25 protein-coding genes are annotated in these 26,547 nt (G+C 62.3%); 14 read left to right on the top strand and 11 right to left on the bottom strand.

Annotated features, from left to right (window positions below; all coding sequences use genetic code 11):
- Positions 1 to 49: 49 nt before the first annotated feature.
- Positions 50 to 1,399, top strand: a complete 1,350-nt coding sequence (locus ACYJ11_RS02340; RefSeq protein ID WP_461646572.1) for an MFS transporter — start codon at positions 50 to 52, stop codon at positions 1,397 to 1,399.
- Positions 1,400 to 1,411: 12 nt separating this feature from the next.
- On the opposite strand, the gene ACYJ11_RS02335 is transcribed toward ACYJ11_RS02340, so the two are convergent.
- The gene (locus tag ACYJ11_RS02335; RefSeq protein WP_255410195.1) at positions 1,412 to 1,540 is read right to left on the bottom strand and encodes a hypothetical protein; all 129 of its coding nucleotides are present in this window, start codon (positions 1,538 to 1,540) and stop codon (positions 1,412 to 1,414) included.
- Between the two features lie 146 nt (positions 1,541 to 1,686).
- On the opposite strand from ACYJ11_RS02335, the gene truD reads away from it, so the two are divergent.
- The 4 genes from truD to ACYJ11_RS02315 all read left to right on the top strand — a co-directional run bounded on the left by truD (position 1,687) and on the right by ACYJ11_RS02315 (position 5,482).
- On the top strand, positions 1,687 to 3,069 hold the full coding sequence (truD, locus tag ACYJ11_RS02330) for a tRNA pseudouridine(13) synthase TruD (protein ID WP_461646571.1): 1,383 nt from the start codon (positions 1,687 to 1,689) through the stop codon (positions 3,067 to 3,069).
- A gap of 70 nt (positions 3,070 to 3,139) precedes the next feature.
- Positions 3,140 to 3,835: a phosphoribosyltransferase gene (locus tag ACYJ11_RS02325; protein WP_461646570.1), complete on the top strand. Its 696-nt coding sequence runs from the start codon at positions 3,140 to 3,142 to the stop codon at positions 3,833 to 3,835.
- 390 nt (positions 3,836 to 4,225) lie between these two features.
- The gene (locus ACYJ11_RS02320; protein ID WP_461646569.1) at positions 4,226 to 4,888 is read left to right on the top strand and encodes a ribonuclease H family protein; all 663 of its coding nucleotides are present in this window, start codon (positions 4,226 to 4,228) and stop codon (positions 4,886 to 4,888) included.
- A gap of 333 nt (positions 4,889 to 5,221) precedes the next feature.
- Complete coding sequence (locus ACYJ11_RS02315; RefSeq protein ID WP_188974494.1) at positions 5,222 to 5,482, top strand: hypothetical protein; 261 nt, start codon at positions 5,222 to 5,224, stop codon at positions 5,480 to 5,482.
- 255 nt (positions 5,483 to 5,737) lie between these two features.
- On the opposite strand, the gene ACYJ11_RS02310 is transcribed toward ACYJ11_RS02315, so the two are convergent.
- The gene (locus ACYJ11_RS02310) at positions 5,738 to 7,990 is read right to left on the bottom strand and encodes an NADP-dependent malic enzyme (protein ID WP_170097272.1); all 2,253 of its coding nucleotides are present in this window, start codon (positions 7,988 to 7,990) and stop codon (positions 5,738 to 5,740) included.
- 172 nt (positions 7,991 to 8,162) lie between these two features.
- A complete protein-coding gene (locus ACYJ11_RS02305) occupies positions 8,163 to 10,076 on the bottom strand; it encodes a methyl-accepting chemotaxis protein (protein WP_461647361.1) in 1,914 nt (637 codons plus the stop codon).
- A gap of 128 nt (positions 10,077 to 10,204) precedes the next feature.
- Between ACYJ11_RS02305 and ACYJ11_RS02300 the strand changes: the two genes are divergently transcribed.
- The 5 genes from ACYJ11_RS02300 to ACYJ11_RS02280 all read left to right on the top strand — a co-directional run bounded on the left by ACYJ11_RS02300 (position 10,205) and on the right by ACYJ11_RS02280 (position 13,975).
- Positions 10,205 to 10,693, top strand: a complete 489-nt coding sequence (locus ACYJ11_RS02300) for a COX15/CtaA family protein (protein ID WP_170097273.1) — start codon at positions 10,205 to 10,207, stop codon at positions 10,691 to 10,693.
- A 64-nt stretch (positions 10,694 to 10,757) separates the two neighbouring features.
- Positions 10,758 to 11,558 (top strand): basic amino acid ABC transporter substrate-binding protein, encoded by an 801-nt coding sequence (locus tag ACYJ11_RS02295; RefSeq protein WP_461646568.1) that lies wholly within the window; start codon positions 10,758 to 10,760, stop codon positions 11,556 to 11,558.
- Positions 11,559 to 11,561: 3 nt separating this feature from the next.
- Complete coding sequence (locus ACYJ11_RS02290; RefSeq protein WP_188974492.1) at positions 11,562 to 12,242, top strand: amino acid ABC transporter permease; 681 nt, start codon at positions 11,562 to 11,564, stop codon at positions 12,240 to 12,242.
- Positions 12,239 to 12,991, top strand: a complete 753-nt coding sequence (locus tag ACYJ11_RS02285; protein WP_188974491.1) for an amino acid ABC transporter ATP-binding protein — start codon at positions 12,239 to 12,241, stop codon at positions 12,989 to 12,991. The genes ACYJ11_RS02290 and ACYJ11_RS02285 overlap by 4 nt, the downstream gene beginning before the upstream one ends.
- 3 nt (positions 12,992 to 12,994) lie before the next feature.
- On the top strand, positions 12,995 to 13,975 hold the full coding sequence (locus ACYJ11_RS02280) for an amino acid ABC transporter permease (RefSeq protein ID WP_461646567.1): 981 nt from the start codon (positions 12,995 to 12,997) through the stop codon (positions 13,973 to 13,975).
- On the opposite strand, the gene ACYJ11_RS02275 is transcribed toward ACYJ11_RS02280, so the two are convergent.
- Positions 13,976 to 15,502 (bottom strand): replication factor C large subunit, encoded by a 1,527-nt coding sequence (locus ACYJ11_RS02275; RefSeq protein WP_461646566.1) that lies wholly within the window; start codon positions 15,500 to 15,502, stop codon positions 13,976 to 13,978.
- Positions 15,503 to 15,600: 98 nt separating this feature from the next.
- Between ACYJ11_RS02275 and ACYJ11_RS02270 the strand changes: the two genes are divergently transcribed.
- Together ACYJ11_RS02270 and ACYJ11_RS02265 are read left to right on the top strand one after the other, a co-directional pair.
- Complete coding sequence (locus ACYJ11_RS02270) at positions 15,601 to 16,149, top strand: type IV pilin (protein ID WP_461646565.1); 549 nt, start codon at positions 15,601 to 15,603, stop codon at positions 16,147 to 16,149.
- A 52-nt stretch (positions 16,150 to 16,201) separates the two neighbouring features.
- Positions 16,202 to 16,909, top strand: a complete 708-nt coding sequence (locus ACYJ11_RS02265; RefSeq protein WP_188974487.1) for a helix-turn-helix domain-containing protein — start codon at positions 16,202 to 16,204, stop codon at positions 16,907 to 16,909.
- Between the two features lie 27 nt (positions 16,910 to 16,936).
- Here the strand turns inward: ACYJ11_RS02265 and ACYJ11_RS02260 are convergent, their stop codons facing one another.
- The 5 genes from ACYJ11_RS02260 to ACYJ11_RS02240 form a co-directional block, all read right to left on the bottom strand.
- Positions 16,937 to 18,151 carry a ZIP family metal transporter gene (locus ACYJ11_RS02260; RefSeq protein WP_461646564.1) on the bottom strand — a complete coding sequence of 405 codons (1,215 nt, stop codon included), beginning with the start codon at positions 18,149 to 18,151 and terminating at the stop codon, positions 16,937 to 16,939.
- A complete protein-coding gene (locus ACYJ11_RS02255) occupies positions 18,148 to 19,446 on the bottom strand; it encodes a multicopper oxidase domain-containing protein (protein WP_461646563.1) in 1,299 nt (432 codons plus the stop codon). The genes ACYJ11_RS02260 and ACYJ11_RS02255 overlap by 4 nt, the downstream gene beginning before the upstream one ends.
- A complete protein-coding gene (locus ACYJ11_RS02250; RefSeq protein WP_461646562.1) occupies positions 19,446 to 19,757 on the bottom strand; it encodes a helix-turn-helix domain-containing protein in 312 nt (103 codons plus the stop codon). The genes ACYJ11_RS02255 and ACYJ11_RS02250 overlap by 1 nt, the downstream gene beginning before the upstream one ends.
- Before the next feature lie 555 nt (positions 19,758 to 20,312).
- Positions 20,313 to 21,650, bottom strand: coding sequence for a hydroxymethylglutaryl-CoA synthase (gene hmgB, locus ACYJ11_RS02245; protein ID WP_188974483.1), 1,338 nt, complete (start codon positions 21,648 to 21,650; stop codon positions 20,313 to 20,315).
- Between the two features lie 98 nt (positions 21,651 to 21,748).
- The gene (locus tag ACYJ11_RS02240) at positions 21,749 to 22,435 is read right to left on the bottom strand and encodes a hypothetical protein (protein WP_461646561.1); all 687 of its coding nucleotides are present in this window, start codon (positions 22,433 to 22,435) and stop codon (positions 21,749 to 21,751) included.
- Positions 22,436 to 22,616: 181 nt separating this feature from the next.
- Here ACYJ11_RS02240 and ACYJ11_RS02235 point away from each other — a divergent pair, with 181 nt between their 5' ends.
- Entirely contained in the window at positions 22,617 to 23,366 is a 750-nt protein-coding gene (locus ACYJ11_RS02235) for a spore germination YkwD domain-containing protein (RefSeq protein ID WP_461646560.1), read from the top strand.
- A gap of 33 nt (positions 23,367 to 23,399) precedes the next feature.
- Here the strand turns inward: ACYJ11_RS02235 and ACYJ11_RS02230 are convergent, their stop codons facing one another.
- Together ACYJ11_RS02230 and ACYJ11_RS02225 are read right to left on the bottom strand one after the other, a co-directional pair.
- Positions 23,400 to 25,397, bottom strand: a complete 1,998-nt coding sequence (locus tag ACYJ11_RS02230) for a hypothetical protein (protein WP_461646559.1) — start codon at positions 25,395 to 25,397, stop codon at positions 23,400 to 23,402.
- Positions 25,398 to 25,443: 46 nt separating this feature from the next.
- Positions 25,444 to 26,025, bottom strand: coding sequence for a DUF2150 family protein (locus tag ACYJ11_RS02225; RefSeq protein ID WP_461646558.1), 582 nt, complete (start codon positions 26,023 to 26,025; stop codon positions 25,444 to 25,446).
- A gap of 212 nt (positions 26,026 to 26,237) precedes the next feature.
- Here ACYJ11_RS02225 and ACYJ11_RS02220 point away from each other — a divergent pair, with 212 nt between their 5' ends.
- Entirely contained in the window at positions 26,238 to 26,546 is a 309-nt protein-coding gene (locus tag ACYJ11_RS02220) for a hypothetical protein (protein ID WP_461646557.1), read from the top strand.
- Position 26,547: the final 1 nt, after the last annotated feature.

Raw genomic sequence — 26,547 nt, 5'->3', positions numbered from 1 at the left:
ATTGCCCCTTCTTCGAGCGTTAAGTTGGTGGGGAAACTGCACTCCGATAATGGCAACTGAGACAGGGACCGACGAGGATGTGGACCTGCTCGACACCTTCCGACAGTTCTTCGCGCTGGAGCGGGACGTGCTCGTCCTGTCGCTGTCCATGCTGGCGTTTAGCCTCGCGTTCCAGATGACCAGCCGGTATATTCCCGAATACATGCGGATTCTGGGGGCCAGTGCCGGCGTTATCGGTCTGTACGGCAGCGTTGGGAATCTCATCAGCGCGGTGTATCCCTATCCCGGCGGCGCGGTGTCGGACCGCATCGGCTCGCGGCTGGCGCTGACCGCCTTCGCGACGCTGGCGACGCTCGGCTTCGGGGTCTGGTATCTCGCCTCGGTCATCGGCGATATCACGCTCGGCGCGACGACGCTACCGGCCTGGACGCTCGTCTTCGTCGGCCTCTTTCTCGCACAGGCATGGAAGTCCTTCGGGCTGGGTGCAACCTTCGCCATCGTCAAGCAGAGCGTCCCGCCACAGCGACTGGCGATGGGGTTTGCCAGCACGGAGGTGTTCCGCCGCATCGGCTTCCTTCTTGGGCCGCTGGCCGCTGCGGCGCTGCTCGCGACGACTGCGACCTTCGTTGACGGCTTCCAGCGCGTGCTGTTGGTCGCGCTGGCCTGTGGCCTCGTCGCCACTGTCGCTCAGCACTTCCTCTACGACGCCAGCGAGGATACGCTCGGAAAGTCCTTCGAGGGCATCGACCAGATACTTGCCGACCTGCGGACGATGCCGGCGACGCTTCGCCCGCTCCTGATTGCCGATACGTTCGTCCGCTTCGCTAACGGCATGGTGTACGTCTTCTTCGTCATCGTCGTCACCGAGTTCCTCTCTGTGGGGTTCACCGGCTTCGGTGTGCAACTGCGGCCCGACGCCTTCTTCGGTGTCCTGCTCGGCGTCGAGATGATCGTCGCCATTCTCTTGATGGCTCCCGTCGCAAAACTCACCGAATGGGCCGGCCTCAAGCCCGCCGTCGCGCTGGGCTTTCTCGTCTACGCCGTCTTCCCGCTCCTGCTCATCTTCGCACCGGATGACCAGTGGGTGCTGGTGCTGTTGTTCGCGTTCTCGGGCCTGCGTTTTGCCGGCCTGCCCGCTCACAAGGCGCTCATCGTCGGCCCGGCAGAACAGGATACTGGCGGCCGCGTCACCGGGACGTACTACCTCCTTCGGAACACGCTGGTCATCCCCAGTGCCGCGCTCGGCGGGTGGCTCTACGGCAGTGAGTGGGTGGTGGCCGTGGGCGATGTCGTCATACAGGCCGGTCCGGAACTGGCCTTCGGCGTCGCTACGGTCATCGGCCTCGTCGGTGTGGCCTACTTCATCATCTTCGGCCGGGAGTTTGAGGCGTACGAATAAACGCTGTGTTAGCTACCACTCCTCGCGTGGCGGGAACTCCTCGCCACAGCGCGGGCAGTACCGCATCGGTGCGCGGGACTCCTGGCCGTCCCTGTCGAAGGTAATCTCTCGTCCGCAGCTCTCACATGCTAGCTTTGGCATCGTGGTGCTCTCCGGTCGCCCGCATAGCCACGACCTGAGGCTAGATAGAGTATGTCCCGTGATAACACTAGGTATCGACTGAGAGACGGACCCACGCCGAGTCCGCAAGCGCCAATCATAAGCGCCGAGCCGCGAACAGTCGACCAATGCAAGCGGCCCACCCAATCGAGCGCGCGGTCGGTATGGAGTACTACGTCAGCGACGCCGACGGGGTGGGCGGCCGCCTCCGCTCGTCGCCCGCAGACTTCCGCGTTCAGGAACTGGAAGCGTTCGACACTGAACCGATCGACGCCGACACCGGGGCGTACCCACATCTCGTCTTCCGGGCTGAACTGCGTAACTGGGAGACCAACGACTTCGCCAGCAAACTCTCCGACCGATTAGGTATCTCTCGCGAGCGGGTGTCGTGGGCGGGGACGAAAGACAAGCGAGCGGTCACGACCCAGCTGTTCTCGGTGAAGGGAGTCGCGGCAGAGGACCTGCCGGAGATCGGCGGTACGGACATCGAGGTCATCGGTCGCGCTGGCCGCCCGATCCTCTTCGGCGACCTAGCGGGCAACGCCTTCGAGATAGTCGTCCGGGACACCGAGAACACAGATAACGCCGCCAGCGTGGTAGCGGATCTTCAGGCGTTCGCGAGCGATGGCGACCCGACGCCGAACGAGAGTCGGACTAGCGACTCACAACTACCCGACGGCGACACGACCGTCGGCGTCCCCAACTACTTCGGCCAGCAGCGGTTCGGGTCGCGCCGGCCGGTCACCCACGAGGTCGGGCTGGCCATTGCCCGTGGCGAGTGGAAAGACGCAGTTCTCGCCTACGTCGGAAACCCGAACGAGCGCGAACCGGAGTCGACGCAGGAGGCGCGGGGATACGTCGACGAAACCCACGACTGGGCCGGCGCGCTGGACAAGCTCCCCGGTGCGCTGGGCTACGAACGCTCCATCTGTCACCGGCTGGTCGAGAACGGAGCCAGCGAGCCGGAAGATTTCCGCGAGGCGCTGGAGGCGCTTCCGTCGAACCTCCAGTCGCTGTTCGTCAACGCCGCCCAGTCGTACGTGTTCAACCGCATCCTCTCGGAGCGGCTGGAACGGGGACTCCCCTTCGATCGACCCGTCGAGGGCGACGTGGTCTGTTTCCGGGACAGCGACGCACCCGAGGACTTCCCGATTCCGGACGCCGACCGCACCCAGCAGGTCACTGGCAAGCGACTGTCGACCGTCGAACGCCACTGCGAGCGCGGGCGAGCGTTCGTCACTGCGCCGCTTGTCGGAACCGACACCGAACTCGGGAGCGGCGAACCGGGCGACATCGCCCGCGACGTACTCGACGACGTGGGCCTCGAACAGGGTGACTTCGACCTCCCCGGGGCGTTCGACAGCAACGGGACGCGGCGGGCTATCCTGCTCCGGACGGACCTCGGTGTCGAGCGCGACGGTGCTGACCTGACGTTCACGTTCTCGCTACCGAAGGGGAGCTATGCGACGGTCCTCCTCCGTGAGTTCCGGAAAGGCGACCCGGACGCGTAGCGGTTCGACCATGCTCGGCAACTGATGCGGAATATGCAACGGTTAAGTCCGGCCACACACGCCATCTCGTATGGGCGAGCTACCGGACGAGTTTTCGTGTACCATCACCGACTGGGAGTACATCTACGGCCTCTGCCGGGACGTGGCCGACGACGTGAAAGCCGCCGAGTTCGAGCCCGACGTGGTCGTTGCGCTGGCACGCGGCGGCTGGTTCGGCGGGCGCTGTCTCTGTGACTTTCTCGGGCTGGACGACCTGGCGAGCCTGAAAGTCGAACACTACGTCGGGACTGCGGCGAAAGGCGAGGAAGCACAGGTGAAATATCCGCTTGCTGACGGCGCGGTCGAAGGGAAGGACGTGCTGGTTGTCGATGACATCGCCGACACTGGCCAGTCTATCGAGACGGCCGCTGAGTGCGTCCGCGACCGAAACCCGAGCAGCGTTCGGACGGCGACGCTCCAGTTGCTCCAGACCAGCGACCACGAACCGGAGTTCGTCGGCGAGCGACTCGACGAGTGGACTTGGGTCGTCTACCCCTGGAACTTCGTGGAAGACATGGTCGAACTCACCGCAGGCGTGATGGAAAAGAGCGACCAGCAGACCCACACCGAAGACGACATCCGCCGTCTGCTGCGGGAGTTCCACGGCGTTAGCCGCACGAACTTGGAAATCGCACAGCCGAACCGACTGGGCGAGGTCACGGCCGAGATGGAACGGCGGGGCGTCGTCAAATCGGTCGGCGACGGCTGGCAACTCACCGACGACTGAGCAGGCCAGTCGCGGTAGCCCGACAGGCGTCGCTCACATCCGCTAGTCTCGCCGTCCACTATCGCTAGTCGCGCGTCCTCCGCTAGTCAATAAAAAGCCGATTAGCGACGGCTGCGACCGTCGTCTCGGACGTACTCTAACGCGCTGACGAACAGCTCCGTGTCGACCCGGTCCTCTGACTCTTCGAGTCGTTCCCGGATTTTTGTTGGAGTCATGTGTATTGGTAACATTGTTCTACGTCGATATAACTCTTTCTCACCATCTAACATATTCCGCGCGGACACAGGTCTGACACAGTAACTGGACCGTCCGGTGGACCCCAAACCGCTGTACCGAGGTGACGCCCCTGTCGAGGGAATATATTTATACCTTGCTCACCCAACGGAAACTATGGCCGCTTACGGCCGGCCGTCACTTCGAGACCTGTTCGATGAATCACCGACGCCGCACATCGCGCATCCGCCGCGGAGTCACCATCGAGACTTCTACATCGCCACAGACGGGTCGTTCAGACCCCACAACGGCACGACATCGTCCGACAGCGAGTCGGACAGCCCGACGGGCGGGCTGGGTGTCGTCGTCGAAACTCTCGACGGTGAGCGCGTTGTCAGGCTATCTGTCCCGGACACCTGTCCCGACAACAACGTCGCGGAGTATCGGGCGCTCCATCTGGGACTCGACGTGCTTGCGAGACGGGCCCCGCCCAACGCCCGCGTCGGCTTACTCATCGACCACGACCAGCTCGCCGAGAACGTGAACGCCGAGGTGCTAGCCTCCCACGGCTCCGCCTACGACCCGCCACACTCCGTGTCGGTCCCACCGGCGACAGGACTGCACTGGCGCGGGATTCAGGCACGTATCAACGGGTTCGGCGAGGTCCGTGCCGCGCGGATCTCCGGCGACCGAAACCCCGCCCATCCGCTGGCGAACGCCCCCGACCAGTACGCACACGTCAACGGCGAGCCGGACCGGTGTGTCCTCCCTGACGCGCCGACCGTAAACGAACGCGTCCCGCCGCCGTCACGCGCGGAGCGTGGCGGCGCATCGGACTGACGGGACCCGCCCGGTAACTGCCGACCGGCGACATCGTCTTCTTTCACATCGCCGCCGACAGTCGCGCGTCGCCGTAGTACCACCTCGCTCAGCACACGGCTGTCGTGCTTGAAATATCACATACGACTGCAGTTCTGAAAGGAAGATCGACTACGGATAGAAATACTTGTAGCTGGGGGCTCCGAGGCTCTCCGCCAGTCCCCTTTCACAGGTAATAATCTTCATAAGTTATGAAAATAGTTGCACCTGTTACTACGTACGTTCGGGGAACGTCACACAGACCAAATCTTATGTATTAGAAGTGGGATAGTATACCGTGGGAGGTGAGTTACGTTGAGTACCAGAACTAACGGATCGGACGGTTTCAGCGGACAGTACGTCGAGCAACTGTTGCCGCGTCAGTCGCCGACGCGGCACGACCTCGTCCTCGCCGTCATCCCCGCGGTGTTCGTCCTCACGCTCGCCGCCGCGGTCGTTCTGGACCTCTCGCTGCAGGTGGCAATCGCCGGCGGCGCACTCGTCGGTGCTGTGGCGGTCCTCGATGCACTCTTCATCCATCCCCCGACTCGCGGTCGACGGCGAGGCGATACGTGACATCGCGTTCCGGCGACGGGCCTGAACGCTGATCTTTTCTGAATCGGCTTCAGAACGAACCGAACTCAGTACCTTCCACAGTAACCGCTGGCAAAAGCCGGTTGTATCGATTACTCCTGCTGTGCGTCGACGACGGCGACGCCAGCGAGGTTCACGATGTCGCGACCACCTTTTTCAGCGTCGGGTCTGCTCGCGTCGCTCGCACACCACTCCTCAAAAAACGTGGGCGAAAAAGCGCTCGCTCTGCTCGCGTCGCTACTCCTGCTGTGCGTCGACGACAGCGACGCCGGCAAGGTTCACGATGTCCTTGACCTCGTCGCCGCGCTGGAGGACGTGGACCGGTTTGTCCATGCCGACGAGCATCGGGCCGATGGCCTCAGCGCCGCCCAGCCGCTGGAGGAGCTTGTAGCCGATGTTCCCGGCTTCGAGGTTGGGGAACACGAGGACGTTCGCAGGGTCGTCGAGTTCGGAGAACTCGTAGGTGTCTTGCAGGATATCCTCGACGACGGCGGTGTCGGCCTGCATCTCGCCGTCGACCGGGAAGTCCACGCGGTCGTCGTCCTGCAGGCGCGAAACCGCCCGACGGATCTTCTTGGTCCCGGGGTTGTCGACGCTGCCGAAGTTCGAGTACGACAGCATCGCCGCTCGCGGTTCGACGTTGAACCGACGCGCCAGTTCCCCGGTGTGGCGGGTGACCTCCTCCAGCACGTCCGTATCGGGGTCCTGATTAACTGTGGTGTCCGCACAGAAGATGACGCGGTTCTTGAACGTCAGCATGTACACCCCGGCCGCGTAGTCGGCGTCGTCGGCCGTGCCGATGACCTGCAGCGGCGGGCGCAGGGCGGAGGGGTAGTGGTGAGTCAGGCCGGTCAGCATCGCGTCGGCGTCGCCCATCTCGACCATCACACTGCCGAGGTAGTTGCCGTCCCGAATGAGTTCGTCAGCCTCGCGGCGCGTGATGCCTTTCCGCTGGCGGAGTTCGTACAGTCGGTCGGCGTAGTCGGCCACGTCGGCTGTCTCGGGGTCGACGACGACAGGGTCGAACTCTAGGCCGAACTTCCGGCGCGTGGACTCGATGCGGTCGGCGTCGCCGATGAGTATCGGCTCGGCAATACCCTGTTCGACCAGTTGGTAGGCCGCGCGGATCATCTTCTCGTCGTGGCCCTCGGCGAGTACGACCCGCTGGGGGTCGCTCTTGGCTTTGTTGAGCACGACGCGCATCATCTCGCGGGACTTGCCCAGCCGCGCTTCGAGCTCCTCGACGTAGGCCTCCGTATCGATTTCCGTCCGTGCCGCGCCGCTCTCGATGGCGGCCTCGGCGACCGCGGGAGTCACCTCGAACAGGACCCGCGGGTCCAGTGGTTTCGGAATGATGTAGTCAGGGCCGAACTGTAGCGGTTGGTCGCCGTAGGCCTTGACGACCTCGTCGGGCACGTCCTGCCTTGCGAGATCGGCCAGTGCGCGGGCCGCGGCAACCTTCATCTCCTCGTTGATTTCGGTCGCTCGCACGTCAAGTGCACCGCGGAAGATGAACGGGAACCCGAGGACGTTGTTGACCTGATTCGGATAGTCTGAACGGCCGGTCGCCATAATGACCGTGTCGTCGCGGGCGGCCTTGGCCGACTCGTAGTCGATCTCCGGATCCGGGTTCGCCATCGCGAAGATGATGGGGTCGCTGGCCATCGACTGCACCATCTCCTGATCAACGATGCCACCGACAGAGAGCCCGACGAACACGTCCGCCCCCTCCATCGCGTCGGCGAGGTCACCCTCCGGGATGTCGCGTGCGAACTCCTGTTTGAACCGGTTGAGTTCCTCGTGGGTCGCCCGTTCCTCGGTAATGATGCCTGAGGAGTCACACATCGTGATGTTGTCCTTCGAGACGCCCAGCGAGACGTAGAACTTCGCGGACGCAATCGCGGACGCTCCGGCCCCGGAGAAGACGACCTCCAGGTCCTCCAGTTCCTTGTCGGCGATGTCGGCCGCGTTGACGAGCGCCGCGCCGGAGATGATCGCGGTCCCGTGTTGGTCATCGTGGAACACCGGGATGTCGAGTTTCTCGCTGAGCCGGCGCTCAACCTCGAAACACTCTGGGGCGGCGATATCTTCGAGATTGATGCCGCCGAAGGTCGGCTCCATCGCCTCTACCGTCTGTATCATGGCGTCGGCGTTGTCCGTGTCCAGCTCCACGTCGAACACGTCGATGTCGGCAAAACGCTTGAACAGCACGCCCTTCCCCTCCATGACCGGCTTCCCGGCTTCCGGACCGATGTCGCCGAGGCCGAGCACGGCGGACCCGTCGGAGACGACGCCCACGAGGTTCCCTTTCGCGGTGTACTCGAAGGCTTTCTCGGGATCTTTATCGATCTCCTCACACGGCGCGGCCACGCCGGGCGAGTAGGCTAGCGAGAGGTCCCGCTGTGTGTTCGTCGGCTTCGTCGTCGCGATCTCTATCTTCCCCGGCGGCTTGCTCCGGTGGTACTCCAGTGCGTCCTCGTCAAGTCCCATACCCGGATGTCGAACCCAACTGTAAAAAAGACAAGTTTACCGTCAATGGACGAGCGGTATAACGACGGTTGTCGAATGTCGGCTTGTTGCAGCGGTTTTTGTCCCGCTCGTATCCCATCAATTGGAAAATACCCATCGCCGGGACATCGTCGTGCTGGATTACCTTCGAAGCTCAGTTCTTGCTAGTGAGTTCGCCGACTCGGTCGGTCAGTTCGGTGACCGCGTCTTCCTGCTGGTCGGTCGCCTCGACGATCTCCTTCGTCGCCGCCTCGGCCTCTTGAGCGTGGTTCTGTGCGTCTTCGACCATCGAAGTCACGTTCTCGATAGCGCTCGCCTGGTCGTCGTTGGCGTCGGCGACCTCTTGGATACCTCTCGTCGCCTCCTCGACGGCGTCGGAAATCTCGTCCAGCGCATCCAGCGCGTCTGCGATCTCGGACTCCGCACGCTCGACCTGCTCGTGGGAGGTTTCGACCATGTCGGCCGTTTCGGTCGCCTGATCCTGAATCGTCGTGATGCTTGTCGAGATCTCGGAGGCGTACTCGCTCGTCTCGTTTGCGAGCGTCTTCACCTCGTCGGCCACGACAGCGAACCCGCTCCCGCTTTCGCCGGCCCTGGCCGCCTCGATGTTGGCGTTCAGCGCGAGCATATTCGTCTGCTCCGCCACGTCGGCGATTATCTCGACGATCTCGCTCACTTCGTCCATCTGGTCGTCGAGGTCTGTGACGGTGTCCACGAGGTCTTCGCTCGTCTCGGTGAGGCCATCGGTAACGTCCATGACTGCTTCACCGGCATTTGATCCGTCTTCCGCAGCCGCCTTCGCGCGCTGTGCTGCTGACGCTACTTCGCTAGACGTTGCGGCAACCTCCTCCATCCCAGCCCCGATGTCCTGAATATTGTCGGCCGCCTGGGTGAGGGAGTCGGTCTGTTCGGTAACCCGGCTCTCGACAGCCGCTGCGGACGAATTCGCCTGCTCGATAGTGGTCGCAAGTTGCTGTGCCTGTGCGTCCACTTGGTCCGCCAACTGCTCGACCTGTTCGGCCATGTCGTTGAGCGAACCGACGACCTCGTACAGCTGGTCGTCGACGTATTCGCCGCCGTCGGCTCGGTCGAATGACGCCCGAGCGTCGAGGCGACCGCTCTTGAGTGCAGCCATGGTCGATTTGACCTCATCGACCAGGCTCGTCACAGCCTCGTGGCGGTTGGCCTCGTCAGTTCGGTCCTGGACCATCTCGACGACCGCGATGAGTTCGCCGTCGCCGTCGTAAATCGGGGCAGCGCTGAACGAGATGTGGCGTTCGTTCCCGTGCTGGTCGGCCATCACGCTCGTATCGCGGTACAGCGTGAAATCCTCGTCCTCGACCTTCGGCACGTCGTACTCCGTGTGGGTCGTCTCCGGGGCGTCGAGCACCTTGTCGGCGAGGGTCTTCCCGCGCCGGCCGTCCGGATAGAACGCCATGCTCGCCATCTCCATCTCCTTTGCTTCGGCCTCAGAGACGCCGGTGAGGTTTTCTATCGAACTGTTCCAGCTGAGGATATCGCCGTTCGTATCCAGAACAAAGAGCGGCGTCCCGATATGCTGCAGTACGTCGTGGTAGTCGAACCCTTCGTTAGCGCCGCTTTTAGCTGCAGAGCCGCTGAACGAATCGATGCCGGCCTGGGAGACGGATCGTGTCGTTTCCAGTCCTTCGTGAAGCTCCGCCTCGACAGTGTCGATGGCGGCCTGGGCATCCGGGCCGAGTTCATCCCGAAGCTGCTCGAACGCACCTTCGACGAGCGATTCGGTGACGAAGCCTTGGGTTGCGATGAACTCGCGCTGGCTGATTCCGGCGCTTTCGTAGTCGCCGATCAGCGCTCGGAGTTCGTCAGGTTCAACTTCGAACTGTCGCTCGACGTGCTGTGTCCCGGTAGCGGCCTTCTCGGGGTCGTCGAAGCAGTCGTTGAGGCGTGGCGAGTCCGGGTCAATGGCGTCGGCCAGAAAGCGAGTTCGCCCGTCGCTCGTGACGAGTCCGCCATCCGCCCGTCTGGCCGCAGCGTCCGGAGAACGGGACCGCTGGCCGTAGAGATAGGTGCGGATCTGTTCGAGCATAAGGTAGCTATGTTCCATTCCAACACACCTGTAGATAAAGATGACTCCGGGAGTATCAGCAAAGATAATTGTACTTGTCGGCAGAGCGGGAAAAGAGAGCATAAGTACGTGCAACCGAAGTGCTAGGTATGACCACCCGTTTCCGCCGACTGGTGGCGACGACGACGGTGCTGACGTTCGCACTCATCCTGCTCGGCGTGTACACCGGTGCTATTGGTGCCGGGCTGACCTGTGAGGCACGCTGGCCGTTCTGTGACGGCTGGATGGGGCTGTTCCCCGCAAATTGGGCGAGCTTCGTCGAGTGGTTCCACCGTCTAGTCGCAATGGTTACTGGCTTCGGCATTCTCGGATCGACAATTGCCGCGTGGCGTGGCGAGTACAGCCGGCGGATCAAGCTCGCGACTGCCGTCGCAACGGTCGTGCTCCCAGTGCAAGTCCTCCTCGGAGCGAACACCATCTTCAACTTCGGTGCCACGGCGCAGGTGCTCCACCACGGAGCTGCACAGCTCATCTTCGGCGCGATGGTCGCGGCGACGGCGTGGGCCTACACCGATACGGCGGAGTCGCCGTCGGTACAATCGGCCGATACCCAGCACACAGCACGCGCTGACGATTGAATACGAGTCCCACCTCCGTGGGTAACACGTAAGATATATTCCGGTCTGTCGTGTGGTGAGGACTATGTCAGACGACGGCCTTTCACGACGCCAGTATCTCTCCACGGTCGGTGGAACCGCAGTAACCGTCTCACTTGCCGGCTGTTTCGGCGGCGGTGGCGGTAACGGTGGCGACGGCAGTACCGAAATCACTGCTGGAACTGCACCGGGGTTCCCCCCGTTCGAGATGAAGCAGGACGGCGAACTCGTCGGGTTCGACATCGATCTGCTTGAAGCGGTCGTCGACGAGACCGACTACACCCTGGCCGGCTGGGAGGAGTTCGAGTTCAAGTCCCTGATTCCGGCGCTGACCAACGAGAACATCGACGTGGTCGCCGCGGGGATGACGATAAACGACGAGCGCGACGAAACCATCGACTTCACCGATCCGTACTACAGTTCGAATCAGGCGATTGTCGTCCGTGAAGACGGTGACTTCTCACCGGCGTCACTGTCGGATCTCTCCGGACGTGCTATCGGCGCACAGAAGGGGACAACCGGTGAGAGTACGATCCAGTCGGAGCTCATCGAACCGGGGAACCTCGGCGAGTCGAACTACAACTCCTACGGCAACTACGTGCTGGCAGTCGAAGACCTCCAGAACGGCAACATCGACGCCGTGGTCATCGACGAACCGGTCGCCCAGACTTTCGCCGCCCAGCGCCCGGTTAACATCGCCTTCACGTACGAGACGGGCGAGAACTTCGGCTTTGGCGTCCGCGATGGCGACGACGAGTTCACGCAGGCACTCAACGATGGCCTGTCCACCGTCAGGGATGGCAGCACCTACCAGGACCTGACGAACAAGTGGTTCGGCCAGCAGTAACTGATGCAACCCCTCCCGTTGCAGAGTGACTGGGCGTTCGTTGCCGGGAACCTCGACCTGCTATTCGACGGTACGGTTTTCACCGTCGGCCTGACAGCGACGAGCATTCTGCTTGGCTTTCTGCTTGGGTTTCCGGCGGGAGCCATTGAGGTGTACGGCCGCGGCCCGCTCAAACGCGCCGTTGAGACAGCCGGCGTCGTTCTCCGCGGGACGCCGTTGCTCGTCATCATGATCCTGCTGTTTTTCGGCCTATCGGTGTCAAGCAGCGCCTTCGTGACGGCGACCATCGCGCTCGGCCTCCGGAGTGCCGCATACCAATCACAGATCTTCCGCGGCGCGCTCCAAAGCGTCGACGAGGGGCAACTGGAAGCCGCGCGCGCCATCGGCATGGGTCGTCTCCAGGCCATCCGTAGCGTCGTCGTCCCGCAGGCGTTGCGCCGGAGCGTGCCCGGCTTCCAGAACGAGTTCACGATCGTCCTCAAAGACACGAGTATCGCCATCGTCATCGGCCTCGGCGAACTGCTGACCGTCGGCCAGAACCTCTATCAGGGCGGTCAGAGTACCGCTGCACTTGAGATTTTCCTGACTGTGAGCCTCATTTACTTCGTTCTCACGTTCGTGACGAACCGCTCGCTCGATTACGTCGACGACCACTTTAGCATCCCCGGAGGTGAGCGGGCGTGAGCGACCCGTTACTGGAACTTGACGATGTGTACAAGTCCTACGGCGAGGAACAGGTGCTCTCCGGTGTCAGCTTCGAGATGGACGCCGGCGATGTCGACGTCGTTATCGGCCCCAGCGGAAGCGGCAAATCGACGATGCTCCGTTGTGTGAACCGCCTCACCGAGATCAATGGCGGCGACATCTACCTCGACGGCGACTGCATCACTGACGCCGACACTGACGTGAACGAACTGCGAAAACAGGTCGGGATGGTGTTTCAGGATTTCAACCTCTTTGCCCATCTCACGGCGCTCGGGAACGTCACCCTCGGTTTGCGGAAAGTCCGCGGCATGGATAAAGCGACAGCTCAAGAGCAGGGCTACGAACATCTGGAGCAGGTCGGGCTGCTGGATCAGGCAGACTCCTATCCCGCCGAACTCTCCGGCGGACAGAAACAGCGCGTCGGCATCGCCCGCGCGCTTGCGATGGACCCGAAGCTGCTCCTGTTCGACGAGCCGACCAGCGCGCTTGACCCCGAACTCGTCGGCGAAGTCGTTGAGGTGATGCGCGACCTCGCCGCCGAAGGCATCACGATGCTCGTCGTCAGCCACGAGATGGGGTTCGCGCGGTCTGCAGCGTCGGACATCATCTTCCTTGACGATGGGCAAATTGTCGAACACGGCCCGCCGGAACAGCTGTTCCAGAACCCACAGGCGGCCCGGACCGGTGAGTTTCTCAGCCGTCTCGAAACGGCCCACGAGGAGGAGTGACCGATGGGGACGCCGGAGTCCACGACTTCCGGGCGAACGCTCCGTGCCCGCGCCGCCGGGCTGACAGACCAGCCACTGACGCTACTTACCGTCGGGGTCTTCTGGACGTGGCTCGTCGTCCGATGGACGAACGACTTCCTGCTGGACGGCGCGCTCATCGAGCGCAACACGTCGTTCTTCCCGGTCGGGCCGTTTGAGGCAGCCGCGTCGACGCTCGGCGCTCTCGCCGCGAGTCTCGGTCCGGTCGGGTTCCCCGTCCGCTGGCTCGCCGGCTTCTTCGAGTTTCTGGCGGCGTCGATTCCCTACTTGCCGCAACTGGCGACCGGCGTGTGGGCCACGATACTGCTGACGGTACTTGGCATCGCGCTGGGGTTCCTCATCGCCGTCCCGCTCAGCGTCGCCCGGGTGTACGGCGGGAGTGCCACTCGTTTGCTCGCGCTGGGATACACCGAACTGTTCCGCGGGACGCCGCTGCTCGCCCAGCTGTTCGTCCTCTACTTCGCGACGCCGCTGACGACGATCATCCGTGAACTGCCCGCGGTCGGGGCCGGATTCATCCCCGCGCAGGCGTTCTGGGTGGCCGTTATCGCGTTCATGCTCAACAGCGCCGCCTACCAGTCGGAGTACATCCGCTCGGCGCTGAACTCCGTCCCGGAGGGGCAACTCACCGCCGCGCGTGCCATCGGGCTCTCGAAAGTCGAGGGGATACGCCACGTCGTCCTGCCCCAGGGCCTTCGCTACGCCATTCCGGGCTGGTCGAACGAACTGGTGTACCTAATCAAGTACTCGTCGCTTGCGAGTTTCATCACCGTCCGCGAACTGTTCGAGCGGACCGACGCTATCGCCAGCGAAACCTACCGGTACACGGAGCTGTTCGTCCTCGCCGGCCTGCTGTATCTGGCGCTTGTTATCTCGGCGTCACTGGTGATGGAATACGTCGAGGACCGGGTCGCGATTCCCGGTCTCGGCACGACCAGCCGATGACTACATAAAGTCAGAAAGGCCGGACTGCTGGTCGTCGTCTTCGGCTGCGTCGCTCGCTGTTTCCGTCTCGTCATCGGTAGCGGTGCCGTCACTGGTGGCGTCGGGTTCAGCGCCATCGTCCGCCGCAAGGGTCACCTGCTGGTCACCGCTCCCCTCGCCAGCATCGGTATCTGGAGCATCGCCACCTGTATCGCTTTCTCCGTCACCGCCGTCAGCACTCGCACCCTCGAAAACCCCGCCGGAGTGTTCGACGGCGGCTTCCTCCTTGAGCGCCTCTGCGTCGGCGACGATGTCCTGCACCTTGTTCGTGTCCTTGCCCGACCCGGTGACGAAAGAGACGTGTTCGGCCTCCATATCGTAGGTCGCAGCCATTGCCACCGTTAGTTCGCGGTTCCGGCAGTGGTGCGTCATCGTCGCGAGGAACGGCATGATCTCCCGGCGGGCGGTTCGCATTGATACGCCGTCGATAGCGGCGATCTGCTGGGCGACGTAGTCCCGCGTGTTTCGGGTTCCCTTCGACCGGCCGAGTTTCGACCAGTAGCTCGGCGGGCCGTAGCGGGTCCAGCCGCCCTTCGTTCCGTCACGTGCCGCGGCGACGCCGGCGGTCATGTTGTCGCCGGCGTACCGCCAGAAGGAGTAGTTCTGTGTCTCGCGGACGCGGCCGAGCCACTGGTCGGCGTTCGAGAGGAACTCGTATGCGCGGACCAGTTCGCCCCCCTCGTAGTCCTTGGGCATATTGTCCTCGATCCAGTTGATGAGGTCGTCTGGCGTCTCGTCCACGTCGTAACTGGCCTCTAGCGCTTCCTGCGCGTCGGCCTCCTTGAGCACCACATCGAGGTACTCGAAGATGCCCTCGGTCGTATCGCGCTCGCCGGTCACCACGTCGTCGGCGGTCAGGCGCTCCGTCGTCTCGGCGATGGCCTGGAGGTCCTTGACCGCGCCCCGCAGGTCGCCGCTGTTCTGCTCGGCGAGTTCCTGCAGCGCGTCGGACTCGTACTCGACATCCTCCTGACGACAGAGGTCACGCAGGACGGGGACGATAGAGCGGGGCGAGACATCCCGGAACTCAATGTCTTGGCAGTTGTTCCGCAGGCCGTTTGACATCTCGTAGTACTCGTTGGCGATGAGGATCATCGGCTGGCTGGCCTCCTTCACGAGGGCCGTTATCGCCCGTGCACCCCCGCGGTCGGCGTTGCCGTGGATGTTGTCCGCCTCGTCCATGATGACGAGCCGGCGGCCGCCACCGCCAGCGGTCAGTGTGCCGGACTTGGCGGCCTCGCCAGCCACCCGATTGATAACGTCCTTGGTCCGGGAGTCGCTGGCGTTGAGTTCGATGGTCGGCCACCCCATGTCGTTTGCCAGCGCGTGGGCGGCCGAAGTCTTCCCGATACCCGGGGAGCCATAGAGGATGACCGCCTCGCGGTGGTCGTCCCACGTGTCCGCCCACTCTTTGAGTGCGTCGCGGGCCTTGTCGTTGCCCCGCACCTCCGACAGCGTCGTCGGGCGGTACTTCTCCGTCCAATCCATTTGATTGTGATTGGCGCGACCGGCGTTTAGTGATTGCGGAGCAGTACCGGTCTACTGCTGAGGTTTTTATCGGAAGCAACGGACAGCGTGTCTCACCAGTGGCCGGACGAGATCTCCATTGTGACCCTCGCGGCGTCAGTCCCGTCATCGGCGTGGTCCTCATGCTCTCGGTTACCGTTCTCCTGGCGGCGACAGTCGGCGGATTTGTGTTCACTGCGAGCAGCGACCTGAACCAACCGACACCCACCGTCGCCCGCTCAACCGGAAACTTCGTGACTGGCCCATCAGGGGGATGCGGCGGAAACACAGTAGCGATTCGACACGATGGCGGCGACTCGGTCCCAGCGGACGAACTGGAAGTCGCTGTCACACTACCGGACACCGACGCCCGCATCGTCGACCTGCCGGTTTCCGGGACGGCGCTGTCAGCAAGCAATACCGACGACCCCGACAACGTCGTCTACGATTACTGTGTCGGCGGTGTCATCGCCAACGGGGGTCAACAGTGGTCGGCGGGTCGGGCCATCACCTTTCAGTTGAACGCCGGCGGTGGTACCGTCGAACCGGGCGATACCATCGAGGTACGTGTCGTTCACACCCCGTCGAACGGTGTCCTTGCTGCCATCGAACTGACTGCCCGCCGGTAAGCGCCCGTGGTTCCGATACCCTTTTATTCGCGACCCTCCAGCGTGTGAACTAATGGCAGGGGGCGCACGCGATGACCTCGCGGAAAAAATGGCGGGTGAGGTGGCACTGAGCGACGACCCAGGGGCGACCCTGCGGAAGTGGCGCACTGACTTCGGCGTTGCACAGACCGAACTCGCCGACGAACTCGACGTCTCCCCGTCCGTGGTCTCGGACTACGAGAGCGGGCGGCGCGACAATCCCGGTATCGGCGTGGTCCGGCGGCTCGTCGTCGCACTGCTCGACATCGACGAGAACCGCGGCGGTGACCACATCCGCCAGCACGCCCGCGTGCTCTCGGCGGGGTTCGACAGCGACGTGGTCCACGACCTCCGCGAATACTCCGCGAATGTTGGCGTCGAGCGCGTCTACGACGCCATCGACGCCGAAGAACTGTTCCGGGGCAGTCAAGACACCGTCGCCGGTCACACCGTCATCAACTCCATTGCCGCCATCACGCGCCTCTCCTCGGACGAGTTCTACCAGCTATACGGTCAGTCGACGAACCGCGCGCTTGTGTTCACGAACGTGACCCGCGGCGAGTCCCCGCTCGTCGCGCTCCGGGTCGTGTCACCGACGCCAAACGCCGTCATCCTCCACGGGCTTGACGAGGACGCTGTCTGGGAGCACGCACAGGATCTCGCTCGCATCGACGACTTCTCGCTTGCGATCACCGACGTGGATCTCGAAGACCTCCTCGGCGGCCTGCGGACATTGCCGTAACGGGGAAGTCGCTGACGCGGTCCTAATTCAGAGAGCGACCAGCAGATCCGTCGCGTACATAATGACCAGTCCCAGAAGGAACGCGAGGACGTTCGTTGCCGTCCCGAGGGACCCTTGGTCACGAATCATCGTGCCGATCTCCCAGTTTACTTGGAGGATCGCGCCGACGCCGATCGCCAGGAAGAGCGCTCCGAGAGTCGGTGAAAAGGCGACGCTTCCGATCCACCCACCGAAGATGACTGGGGCACCAGCGATGAGGCCCAGTGCGGCAAAGTGGGCGAGCGATGGGCGTTTCCCGTCGGCGACCGGGGCGACCACGGCCGGCCCCTCGGTGACGTTGTGGATCATGAAACCGATGACCAGGAACGCGCCCAGCGACACCTTTCCAAGGGCGATGGAACTCCCGATGGCAAGTCCCTCAGCGAGGTTGTGCAGCCCGATCGAGAGGGCGACAAGGTAGGCCAGACCGAGTGGCGAGACCCTGTCAGCGTTCCACTTCGAAACGGCCTGGATGAGCAATAGCGCACTCAGGATACCGAGGACCACGAGCAGTGACCCCTCGTAAGCACCTGGTATCTGCTCGGCAAGTTCGAACGCCTCGAAGCCTGCGTCGAACGCCAGGAACGCTAGCACGCCGATTGCGAACATGAGCGTGCCGTGAAGCGCGCGCACGCTCATCCGCTGCATGACGGGGAACCAGAGCATCCCGAGGACAACCGGGATGACTCCGACAAAGAGCCCGATGACAGCCAGTAGCCCGATGAGGTCACCCGTGAGGCCTGGGTTGACGGCAGGTGCAGGAATCGTGTGGCCGAACGTCGCGCCGTTGTCCAGGACAATCTTGGTGTGGATGTCCCACCCGGACGTCCAGTGATACGGGACGACGATCCGCCCGCTCTCCATCGATCCGAGTGTATCCGTCTCCCCACCACCGGCGTACAGCGTGAAACCCCAGTACGCGTCGTTTACCTGTACCTGACTGAGCGTCACCTGGTTCGGCCCGTTGTTCGTCACGTGGAGGACGATGGTTTCGTCGTTCGGGAGCGACGTGTGCGTGATGGACACGTCCGGCGGTGCCTCGCCGGTTTCCAAGCCAGCAAACGGGGTTGCGAGCAAGAAGCCGGCGACGACGATGGCGAGCAATACGAGCGGCGCAACTGCGCCGACCCATGTCGGTACCCCGAACGGCATCTCGGATTTCGCGTCCACTGTTCCGCCGTCGGTTCGCTCGCGGTCACTCATGATTTCACCTCGAAGAAGCTCATCCAGCCGAGTTCAGCGAACTCTGACTGGTGTGCGTGAAACATGTACAGCCCCGGCTGGTGGTCCGAGTAATCCAGTTCGATGATGCCGCGCTGTGCCTGACACTGCATGATCGTGTCGATTTTCTTATGCGTCGGCTTGAGCGTGGTACCGTGGTCGTAGTAGTCGAAGAACTGCGAGTGAGTGTGAAAGGAGTTGATCAGGTCGAACTCGATGGCGTTGACCAGATACACCCGCTGGCGCTGGTCGCGCTGTATCTGGATCGGCTTGATCGTCTCACCGCCAGTCCATTCTCCTTCGGTGGCATCGGTGTCGGCGACGCCGTACGCGAACGCCCGCGTATTTGCCGCGTACACCTCGTTGTCGCCGTCGAAATTTGTGTCAAAGCCGTTCATCACCATCACCATCTCGTCGACCTCGTCGGCCCGGTGTTCGTGATTCCGGAGTTTCGCCTCCTCGACTAGTTCTGCACGGAGTTCGTCCGTCATCGGGCCGTGGTAGTTGACGTAATCCCGTGGATTGTTCCGCACCCGTTCGGGGTCCGGATCGACGATCATCGCGCCGTACAGCCCGCGATGGATGTGTTCTTTCAGCGGCATCGAATGGCAATGATAGAAGTGACAGCCGGCCGGTTTGGCCTGCCACTCGTAAACGAACTCCTCGGTCTGTTCGATGACGCCGGGGCCGTTTTGCGGGATGCCGTCCATCCGCGGGTTCACGTTCTTGAGATGCGGGTGAATGGTATGGGGGTGTTCCTGGCCATTGGTGAATTTGACTCGGATGATCTCGCCCTCGACCGCACGGATCGTCGGCCCGGGCACCTGGCCGTTGTACGTCCAGGCGGGGAACGTGACTCCCGGTGCGATTTCGATGTTCCGTAACGAGGCCGAGAATTCGAACTCGCGGACGCGTTGCCCGTTCTCCTCTTTGACTGTTCCCGTGTTGAACTCTCGGAGGAACGAGTGCGGGTCGAAGTCCGCCGACTGGTATTCTCCAACGGTCCCTGATGCGCCGTGAGGGGACGGGATCGATTCGTGCTCACCGTCTGCACTGACGGATCCCGAGAAACCAATCGCACTGGCACCGGCGAGTCCAAGACCGCCCAGTACTGCTCGACGACTGACGGCCGCGTCTTCCTTGACAGCCGAAACGAGTCGGCCGGTTAACGTCTCTGTCAGTTCTGCGGCGTCGTCACGTTTTCCGCCCGGAGACTGGCCAGATTCCCGGTCAGCAGCCGCGTTCTCTCCGGCGGAGTCCTGCCGGTCATTAGCCATCAGGCTACACCCCGACGTTCGTCCGTCTTCGTACCGGCCGGATGGACGCGAATGGCGTCAGTGATACTGTCAGGCAGCGACTGTTTGGTTCCGTCGTCGAGTGTGACCGGCTCACCGCCCTCGGTGAGCCGTGTTCCAGTGTACTTCTCGCGGTCGATCAATTCGTACGGTTCGAGTGTGTCGGGCATCCTCGACACTATCGGTGGTTGCACGCCGATCGCCTCGGCAATACGTTTCGTCGTAACAGGACTGTTACTCTCCTGTTCGAGGCAATAGATTGCCTCGGGATAGGGTTCTATTTTGGGCCTCATCGTACGATAGATTAGACTTATCTAATTTATAAATTTGGTGGTACTAATACATGGTCGGCGTTGTATTCCGATAGGAGGGTGAAGCAGGCAGCGGCTCTCTTGGATTGGTAATCTTCGCTGAAATAAGAGAACGGGAAGTTGGCGGGCTCGACATCGGGATCGTGTTGCCGCCCTATCTGCTGGCAATCGATCAAACAGGTGGACGCTTCCAACTCGCCACGGGGACGGACACCTCGCTGTTGGCTCTTGTGGACGAGAGTGGCCGGAGCAGTGGACAGGCCCTTGCAGCGGTACAGGGCCAGGCCTCAGTCAGGAATATCGGACGAACCGCCGGTCACCGTGTTCACCGGCTGGAGCCTCTTACTCGCCGCTCCGCCGCTCGGCTTATACGAGAGCTACCCCCTATGCTCGTGCCTCTCGCCATTCTCCACGGCTCCCTACGGTCGCCGCCCCGATTCGAGGTTCCCGCTCGCGCTGCTCGCTCCGAACCTCGCTAATCTCACGGCTGTGCCGCTCGTCGTGTGCGAGAGCCACTCCCTACGCTCGTGCCTCTCGCTATTCCACGTACCGATATTTCCGCTCACCCATCCGGCCCCAGCCGTCGAAGGCGAACTCCTTTTCTGGTGCGGTGAACTCCTCGACATCGGCCTCAGTATCGTGATTATGGACGTCGTGGACCTGTTCGTACTCGGCGAAAGAAAGGTCGTAGCGGTTCCGGATCTGCTCGTCGATGTCGAGCGCGCCGATTTCCTCCTCCCAGCCAGGGACAACGGTTTCGGCGTGGACCTCCGCCTGTGCGCCGGACCCGTAGGAGGCCACTAACAATCGGGCTTCGTCCAGATCCAGTCCGTTCTCACGGGCGTGTTTCAGCCCAGAGGCACGGGCGATGTGGACAGAACCGGTGTACCAGTTCCCGACCTCCCGGGAGATCTCGAGCGTCGGCTCGATGGTATTGGCGTACCAGTCCTGATAGCGCTCGGTTTCGGTGAGTGCGTCCGTGTACTCCTTGATGGCGGCGTGGAACTCGTCGTCTGTCTCGAAGTCCGAACGCATGGGCTGGTGGCCGATTTCTTCGGCGAGCAGTTCACCTACGTCCGTGCCGCGAACGATGTGTCGGTAGCCAAGTGCTGCGGCCTTCCGGACCATCCCCGGGAACGGCGTGTGGAACGGAATCATCTCGTAGTCGCCCGGGTGGATGTCGCCGGCCACCTCGGCGAAGTCCTCCAGCGCCTCGCGCATACGGGCGAGGTAGACGTTTACCGAGCGCTTGCCATCGACGGACGGGAACTGCTGATTGGGCTTGAGGAAGTCAGTTTCGTCGGCGCTACCGTACCCCTGCTCGGTCGAGAGTTCGACCAGATTCGGGTCTTCGTCGACGAGCATCGCCACCGCACCGGCTCCCTGCGTGGCCTCGCCGGGATCGTCGCGGGCGTACAGTGCGGTGTCAGTTGCGATGACAAGCGCGGCCCGACCGCGGTTCCGTCCGGCGCGGATCCAGTTGTATGCGTCGTCGAGGCTCTGTGTCCCGGAGATACAGGCGAACTTCCGCTCGCCCTTATTGGCGTGGTGGAAGTTCTCGTCGTACACCTGTTCGAGACAGCCCGCGATGTACGTCGAAACGGGCTTCGAGTTGTCGAAGGCACTCTCAGTCGCCACGTCGATACGGCCGATATCCTCGGGCGTCAGTCCCTTGCGCTCCATCAGGCGATGGGCCGCGTTCGCCCCCATCGTGACGATGTCCTCGTACACGTCCGGGAACGACGACGCGCGCAGGCCGAGCCCCTTCGTGTACTTCCCCGGATCATCGCCTTGAGCCGGCGCGAACGTCTCCGCGAGGTCGAGTTTGAGCTTCCCGGTCCAGATCTCCATGGCATCGATACCGACTGCAGTCATGAATCTAGCGTCAGCGTGGATGTATATGGGCTTGTCGACTTGCATTTCGACGGTTGACTAGTATTACGCAGATGGGCCACGAACCCACTGTAAGACAGTTACTCGCTGGTCGTCGGTTCCGTGTTAAAAGAGAAATCGACCATGCATTCGCCTTCGAGAACATCGTACGGCTCGTCCGGTGACGGAACGGCACGTGACCAGTCGGTGTTGTTGACGACGAGCCGATACGTCCCCGGCGAGATGGTAATTCGGTTCTCGGGGACGTTCGTCTCGTGGAACCGCGACACCTCGCCAGCGTACCGAGCCCGGTGGCGGCTCTGAAATGCCCGGTACTCGTCTTCGGTGAACAGGATGACGTCCACGGCTGGGCCGCGCCGAACGATGAGATCGTAGGTGAGCGTCGTCTGGTCAGTCGCGTCAACTGTGAAATCCTCGTACTCGTTTTCCTCCAGTCGGAATGTCGTATCAACCGACCGGTGGTTCGGCTCGGGTGTCGGCGTCGGTGTCTCAGTCTCGACCTGAATCCGTGCCGACGTCTCCGTAGAGCTGTTCGTCCGCGACGCCTCGGTGCGCTGCGCTGTTGACGTGTTCGCCGGAGCCGCAGCGCGATCTGTTGCTGGGGTCGAGGTAGTACCGACGCGATCAGTTGTAGTAGTCCGCTGTGACGCTGCCGGTTCCGGGACTGGTGTCGTCTCGGACTCCTGTGCAGGTCGATTCCCGAGACAGCCGGCGGAGAGCGCGGCGAGCACCGAGGCCCCGAAGCCGCGCCGCGACAGGTCACCCATACTTCAGGACACTCATCCACAGTAAAGATGTTTACGGGCGGGTTTTCGCCGCTGGTAATCGGAGCGCCAACACTGTCCAAACATATTTGTGGAGAGAGAGCCGAATGTACGCCGTTCGAGACGGTTCCGGGACAACTGTGACTCAGATATCAGTTCTCGGAACGGGACAGGAACGTTTCATATGAACAGATCGGTCATCACACTCGGTTTGGTAGTTCTGGTGGCACTCAGTGTCTCTGGACTCGCAGGAGTAGCGGTCGAGGGGACGCTTGGTGCAAACGCAACCGAGTCAGCACCGGCGGAATCCACGGAACCATCACCAGCAGCGACGCCCAGTGCAGAACGTGCGTCACCGGCGACGCCGAGTAGCGAGGAGACTGCGGCCGGAGTGACGCAGTCCGCAGAACCTACCGCGACGCCGGATGCGGCACGGACCACGCCAGCTGATTCGGGGACAGATATCGATACGGACCGGCTTGAAATCAGGCTCGTGGCAGCAATCAACGACCGACGCGGCAACCCAGTTGCCAACGACGCCTTCGATGGTTCTCTCTCAGATGAGACCAACACCGGGCAGAAGTTGTCGGCGATGGCCGGAAACCACAGTGAGCGAATGGCTGCACAGGGGGCGGCCTCCCCGATTGCGAACGGGTCAGACACGACAGACCGGTACGCAGCCGCCGGACTGTCCGAGCAGTGTCGCCTCCGCCACGAAGGGAACGCGTACTTCCGCCCGGTGACTGACCTCGAACTGGTCACGAGCGTCGACCCGAACGGGGCAAACGCGACCCGAGTCGCCGATACCGTCGCCGACCACTGGTTCGACCTCTCCGGTCCCCGCGACACGTTGTACATGGCGAACGCGAACCACATCGGCGTCGGCGCGGCGACTGCCGACGGTGTCGTCTATATTACCGTGAATCTCTGCTGAGGTCGGTGACGGGACGGAATGACAAAACGGACGTTATGGCACTTCTTTACGGACCGTGTCGGCGTTCCCTTCTGCGTCGACGACACGGAGCGCTACTTTCGTGCCAGACGACACCCGTCTCTTCTCTAATGTCTGGCCGTTCGCATCGTCGAAGATACCGTCGCCGTCGAGGTCCCACTCGTAGGCCGCGATGTCTCCCTGCGGGTCACTGGACTGGCTGGCATCGAAATCCCATTTCCCGTTCGATTCTCCCCCGTTGGAGGTTATCGTGAAGTCCGCGTTCGGTTGCGCGCTCGTGTTCGCGCCGCCGGGGGTGACCGTGAACATCTTCGAATCGGTACCGCCACTCGATAGCTCGTAGGTGACGGTTATCGTGACGCTTTCGCCGTTCATCCCTGTCTGGACACCGAACCGTTCGAACTCGAATAAATGAAACGTCGCAATCGAGCCGTCGGACATGACTGGATTCGGCCCGGCTAGATCTCGCTCTTGATTGTCGACATCGATGACACGTGGAATGTCTGTCCCGCCATTGAAATCAGTGTAGCCGTCGGTGTCCGCTTCGATGTACAACTCGTTTTCTTGGGGCGCTGGATCGCGGTAATTGCGGTAACTGTCACTAAGAAAGTCGATATTTTCGTCCACAGCGTCGATAGCAACCGTTGTTATAGTGATCGTATCACCTACCTCATTTGTGACGCTAAACTGCACACCCCCATCAGGACCTCCGTCACTGTCGAGGGCAACGGCGTCCTCGTTGTAGATGAGGCCACTGTTGCCGGACCCACCACCGGAGCCTTGGTTCGCCTCCGTCACCGTCACCGGAATCGAAACGTTTTCCGGAGTCTCACCGACGAACGAACCGTCGATTTCATCGAGGCTGAACTGGACGGTGTATGTTCCAGTTGCCGTCGACTGGCTTGCGTTGTAGACGAATTTGACGCGACCGTCGCTGTCAGACGATTCTGTGTCCGGGGTAAGTGACCCCGTGTTACTCCCTTCGACTGAGCCGTTGACTGTGACACCGCTTACAGGGTTGTTGTACGCGTCCCGAACCTCCAGTACGATTTCTCCGTCGCCGCCCTGCTGGACGCTGATCTCGTTATCATCGACAGTCGTAAGATACGCGTCGTTCTCCGCAGTTACCTTCGTCCCGACACCCGCCTTCGCCATCTTCAGGCGGTAGTTCACCCCTCGCTCGAAGACGATGGTGACGTTGTAGAGCGAGCCCGGTCCCTCTGCTTCGATGACGTTCGCGATGTACCGGTCGTTGCTTTTGTTACCCGGATTCGGATCGACTTCGTCGTCGAGAAGCGCTCTCCATTCCGACGCCGGCAGCCGTGAGAGAAACGACACTGAGACGTTCGACGTCTCCGTTGCGTTCGTCACGCGGACCGTTCGAGACGACTGCGACGTCGGCTTCACGTCGACCGTGACTGAGTCGCTTGCCGAGCGACTCAGCGACCCATTGAGAGCGACGAGCGTGATGTCGCGCCCGTCGACCATCGCCTGTTCAGAGAGCGTGATGTTGCCCTCGCGGAACTGGTTGTAGACGAGCGAGTGCTCGTAGACAGTTTCCGGGGCCTCCCCGTAGACGTTGTACTCCGGCTTGTACGCGATGGCGCCCGTATTGTAGTGCCGTGGCGTGGCTCCGTCCCAGTAATCTGCCGTCTCAGGCGTAATCGCCTCGGCGTTGCGAACCGTGAGGTTTTGCGATTCGTTCGTCGTGCCGTCCGTGTACAGCAATCCTGACGGCGGCCCGGGATTCGTCGCTACCAGCCGACTCGGGTATCGCGTCCCCAGCTGAACCGAGACGGCCTGCCGGCTCGGCTGTCCCGGGACTGAGATGATGGCGTTTCGCAGGTCCTGCAGTTGCGTCTGGACCTGCTGATTGTGGTTGAACTCCACCTCCCGGTTTTGCTCCGGGACAGCAAACGCCTGATACGAGGAGAAGGCGATGATAAGCACGCCGAACAGCAGTACAGCCCCGACCTGTACTGACTGCGCGCGCTCATCGCCCGTGAAAGTCATGGCGATGAGTTGCGGAGACGGCGGTAAAAACCTGACTGCCGAATTATCAACTCTCGTCTTCTTCGACGACTTCCGGGTCGCTCATCGCGGTCTGGAGACTGTCGAGTCCGTTGACCCACTCGGAGACGAGCCCGTATTCGAGGTCTTCGGCGACCTCCATCGGGAGCTCCGACCCGCCAATGATCTGCGTGCCGGCCTGCACACAGTAGCCCAGCGCCGCGTCGAGGTCTTCTTCGGCTTCCGCGTCCGCGGCGGCTTCGATGTAGTCCGTGATGGTCGCGTCGTCCGCGGCCCCTTCTGCGACAAACTCCTCGGCCGCGTAGAACACGCACAGTAGCGAGGTCTGGACCCCGTCGATCAGCATCACAGTCTCCTCGTCGTCGATGTCGATGTCGTCGAGGACGATCTCCCGGACGCCGGCAAGCTCGTCGAGCGTCGCTTCCTCGTCGAGCGGCCCGTCCTCGTAATCGGTGAGAATCTTCGCGATCGCGATCGCGGCGTCGTCCTGGAGGTTCAACAGGAGCCGCGCCGAATCCTCGTCTTCAGGGTCGACGTCTTCTTCCTCGATACGGTCTAGCCAGTTCTGCCAGCGTTCTTCGGTGTAATACTCCCCCGGCGGAGTGCTCATACCAGTCCGTTCGTCCCGTTGGGGATAGTAGTTTCGACCGGCGGCCGCTCCGCCGCGGCGTCCATACGGTAAAGACCGAGCAGCGATCCACTATGTTAGCGCCTGAAACAGCTTTTCCGCGGGTTTCCCGGATTGCCTTCGCATCCCGAATCCATATCATGGCCTCCGTCGAAGAACGCACTTTTATGGCAATGAACATGTTATGAAATAGCATGGCACAGCGACAGCCGGTCCCGACCTGTGGCCGACCTCTCGACCCGGCTGCAACCGCCGCGCTGGCCGAACGTGTCGGTCTAGTGCTGATCGCCGTAGCGCTACCGGTCGCCGTCGGTGCATTCGCCGGGTTGGCCCTCACTGCCGGGTCGCTCTCGGCCGCGAGCGATGCCGCGACCGCCACGCTGAGCGGGCCGCTGACAACAGAGCAGGGGCTGTCCTGGCTGTTCTACGTCAGCACGCTCGGGACTGCACTGGGATGCTGGGTTCTCGGACTGGGGCTCCTTCTCGACGGTCTCGATCTGTAGG

It is taken from the genome of Haloarcula sp. H-GB5, from assembly GCF_054850705.1.
The sequence above is the reverse complement of the archived record's forward strand: the minus strand, read 5'-3'. Positions and strand labels throughout refer to the sequence as shown.

Excerpts from the sequence above, each read along its gene's own strand:
- ACYJ11_RS02340 (WP_461646572.1), top strand. The coding sequence starts at position 50 with ATGGCAACTGAGACAGGGACCGACGAGGATGTGGACCTGCTCGACACC.
- ACYJ11_RS02335 (WP_255410195.1), bottom strand. The coding sequence starts at position 1,540 with ATGCCAAAGCTAGCATGTGAGAGCTGCGGACGAGAGATTACCTTCGAC.
- truD (WP_461646571.1), top strand. The coding sequence starts at position 1,687 with ATGCAAGCGGCCCACCCAATCGAGCGCGCGGTCGGTATGGAGTACTAC.
- ACYJ11_RS02325 (WP_461646570.1), top strand. The coding sequence starts at position 3,140 with ATGGGCGAGCTACCGGACGAGTTTTCGTGTACCATCACCGACTGGGAG.
- ACYJ11_RS02320 (WP_461646569.1), top strand. The coding sequence starts at position 4,226 with ATGGCCGCTTACGGCCGGCCGTCACTTCGAGACCTGTTCGATGAATCA.
- ACYJ11_RS02310 (WP_170097272.1), bottom strand. The coding sequence starts at position 7,990 with ATGGGACTTGACGAGGACGCACTGGAGTACCACCGGAGCAAGCCGCCG.
- ACYJ11_RS02305 (WP_461647361.1), bottom strand. The coding sequence starts at position 10,076 with ATGCTCGAACAGATCCGCACCTATCTCTACGGCCAGCGGTCCCGTTCT.
- ACYJ11_RS02300 (WP_170097273.1), top strand. The coding sequence starts at position 10,205 with ATGACCACCCGTTTCCGCCGACTGGTGGCGACGACGACGGTGCTGACG.
- ACYJ11_RS02295 (WP_461646568.1), top strand. The coding sequence starts at position 10,758 with ATGTCAGACGACGGCCTTTCACGACGCCAGTATCTCTCCACGGTCGGT.
- ACYJ11_RS02290 (WP_188974492.1), top strand. The coding sequence starts at position 11,562 with ATGCAACCCCTCCCGTTGCAGAGTGACTGGGCGTTCGTTGCCGGGAAC.
- ACYJ11_RS02280 (WP_461646567.1), top strand. The coding sequence starts at position 12,995 with ATGGGGACGCCGGAGTCCACGACTTCCGGGCGAACGCTCCGTGCCCGC.
- ACYJ11_RS02275 (WP_461646566.1), bottom strand. The coding sequence starts at position 15,502 with ATGGATTGGACGGAGAAGTACCGCCCGACGACGCTGTCGGAGGTGCGG.
- ACYJ11_RS02265 (WP_188974487.1), top strand. The coding sequence starts at position 16,202 with ATGGCAGGGGGCGCACGCGATGACCTCGCGGAAAAAATGGCGGGTGAG.
- ACYJ11_RS02260 (WP_461646564.1), bottom strand. The coding sequence starts at position 18,151 with ATGAGTGACCGCGAGCGAACCGACGGCGGAACAGTGGACGCGAAATCC.
- ACYJ11_RS02255 (WP_461646563.1), bottom strand. The coding sequence starts at position 19,446 with ATGGCTAATGACCGGCAGGACTCCGCCGGAGAGAACGCGGCTGCTGAC.
- ACYJ11_RS02250 (WP_461646562.1), bottom strand. The coding sequence starts at position 19,757 with ATGAGGCCCAAAATAGAACCCTATCCCGAGGCAATCTATTGCCTCGAA.
- hmgB (WP_188974483.1), bottom strand. The coding sequence starts at position 21,650 with ATGACTGCAGTCGGTATCGATGCCATGGAGATCTGGACCGGGAAGCTC.
- ACYJ11_RS02240 (WP_461646561.1), bottom strand. The coding sequence starts at position 22,435 with ATGGGTGACCTGTCGCGGCGCGGCTTCGGGGCCTCGGTGCTCGCCGCG.
- ACYJ11_RS02235 (WP_461646560.1), top strand. The coding sequence starts at position 22,617 with ATGAACAGATCGGTCATCACACTCGGTTTGGTAGTTCTGGTGGCACTC.
- ACYJ11_RS02230 (WP_461646559.1), bottom strand. The coding sequence starts at position 25,397 with ATGACTTTCACGGGCGATGAGCGCGCGCAGTCAGTACAGGTCGGGGCT.
- ACYJ11_RS02225 (WP_461646558.1), bottom strand. The coding sequence starts at position 26,025 with ATGAGCACTCCGCCGGGGGAGTATTACACCGAAGAACGCTGGCAGAAC.
- ACYJ11_RS02220 (WP_461646557.1), top strand. The coding sequence starts at position 26,238 with ATGGCACAGCGACAGCCGGTCCCGACCTGTGGCCGACCTCTCGACCCG.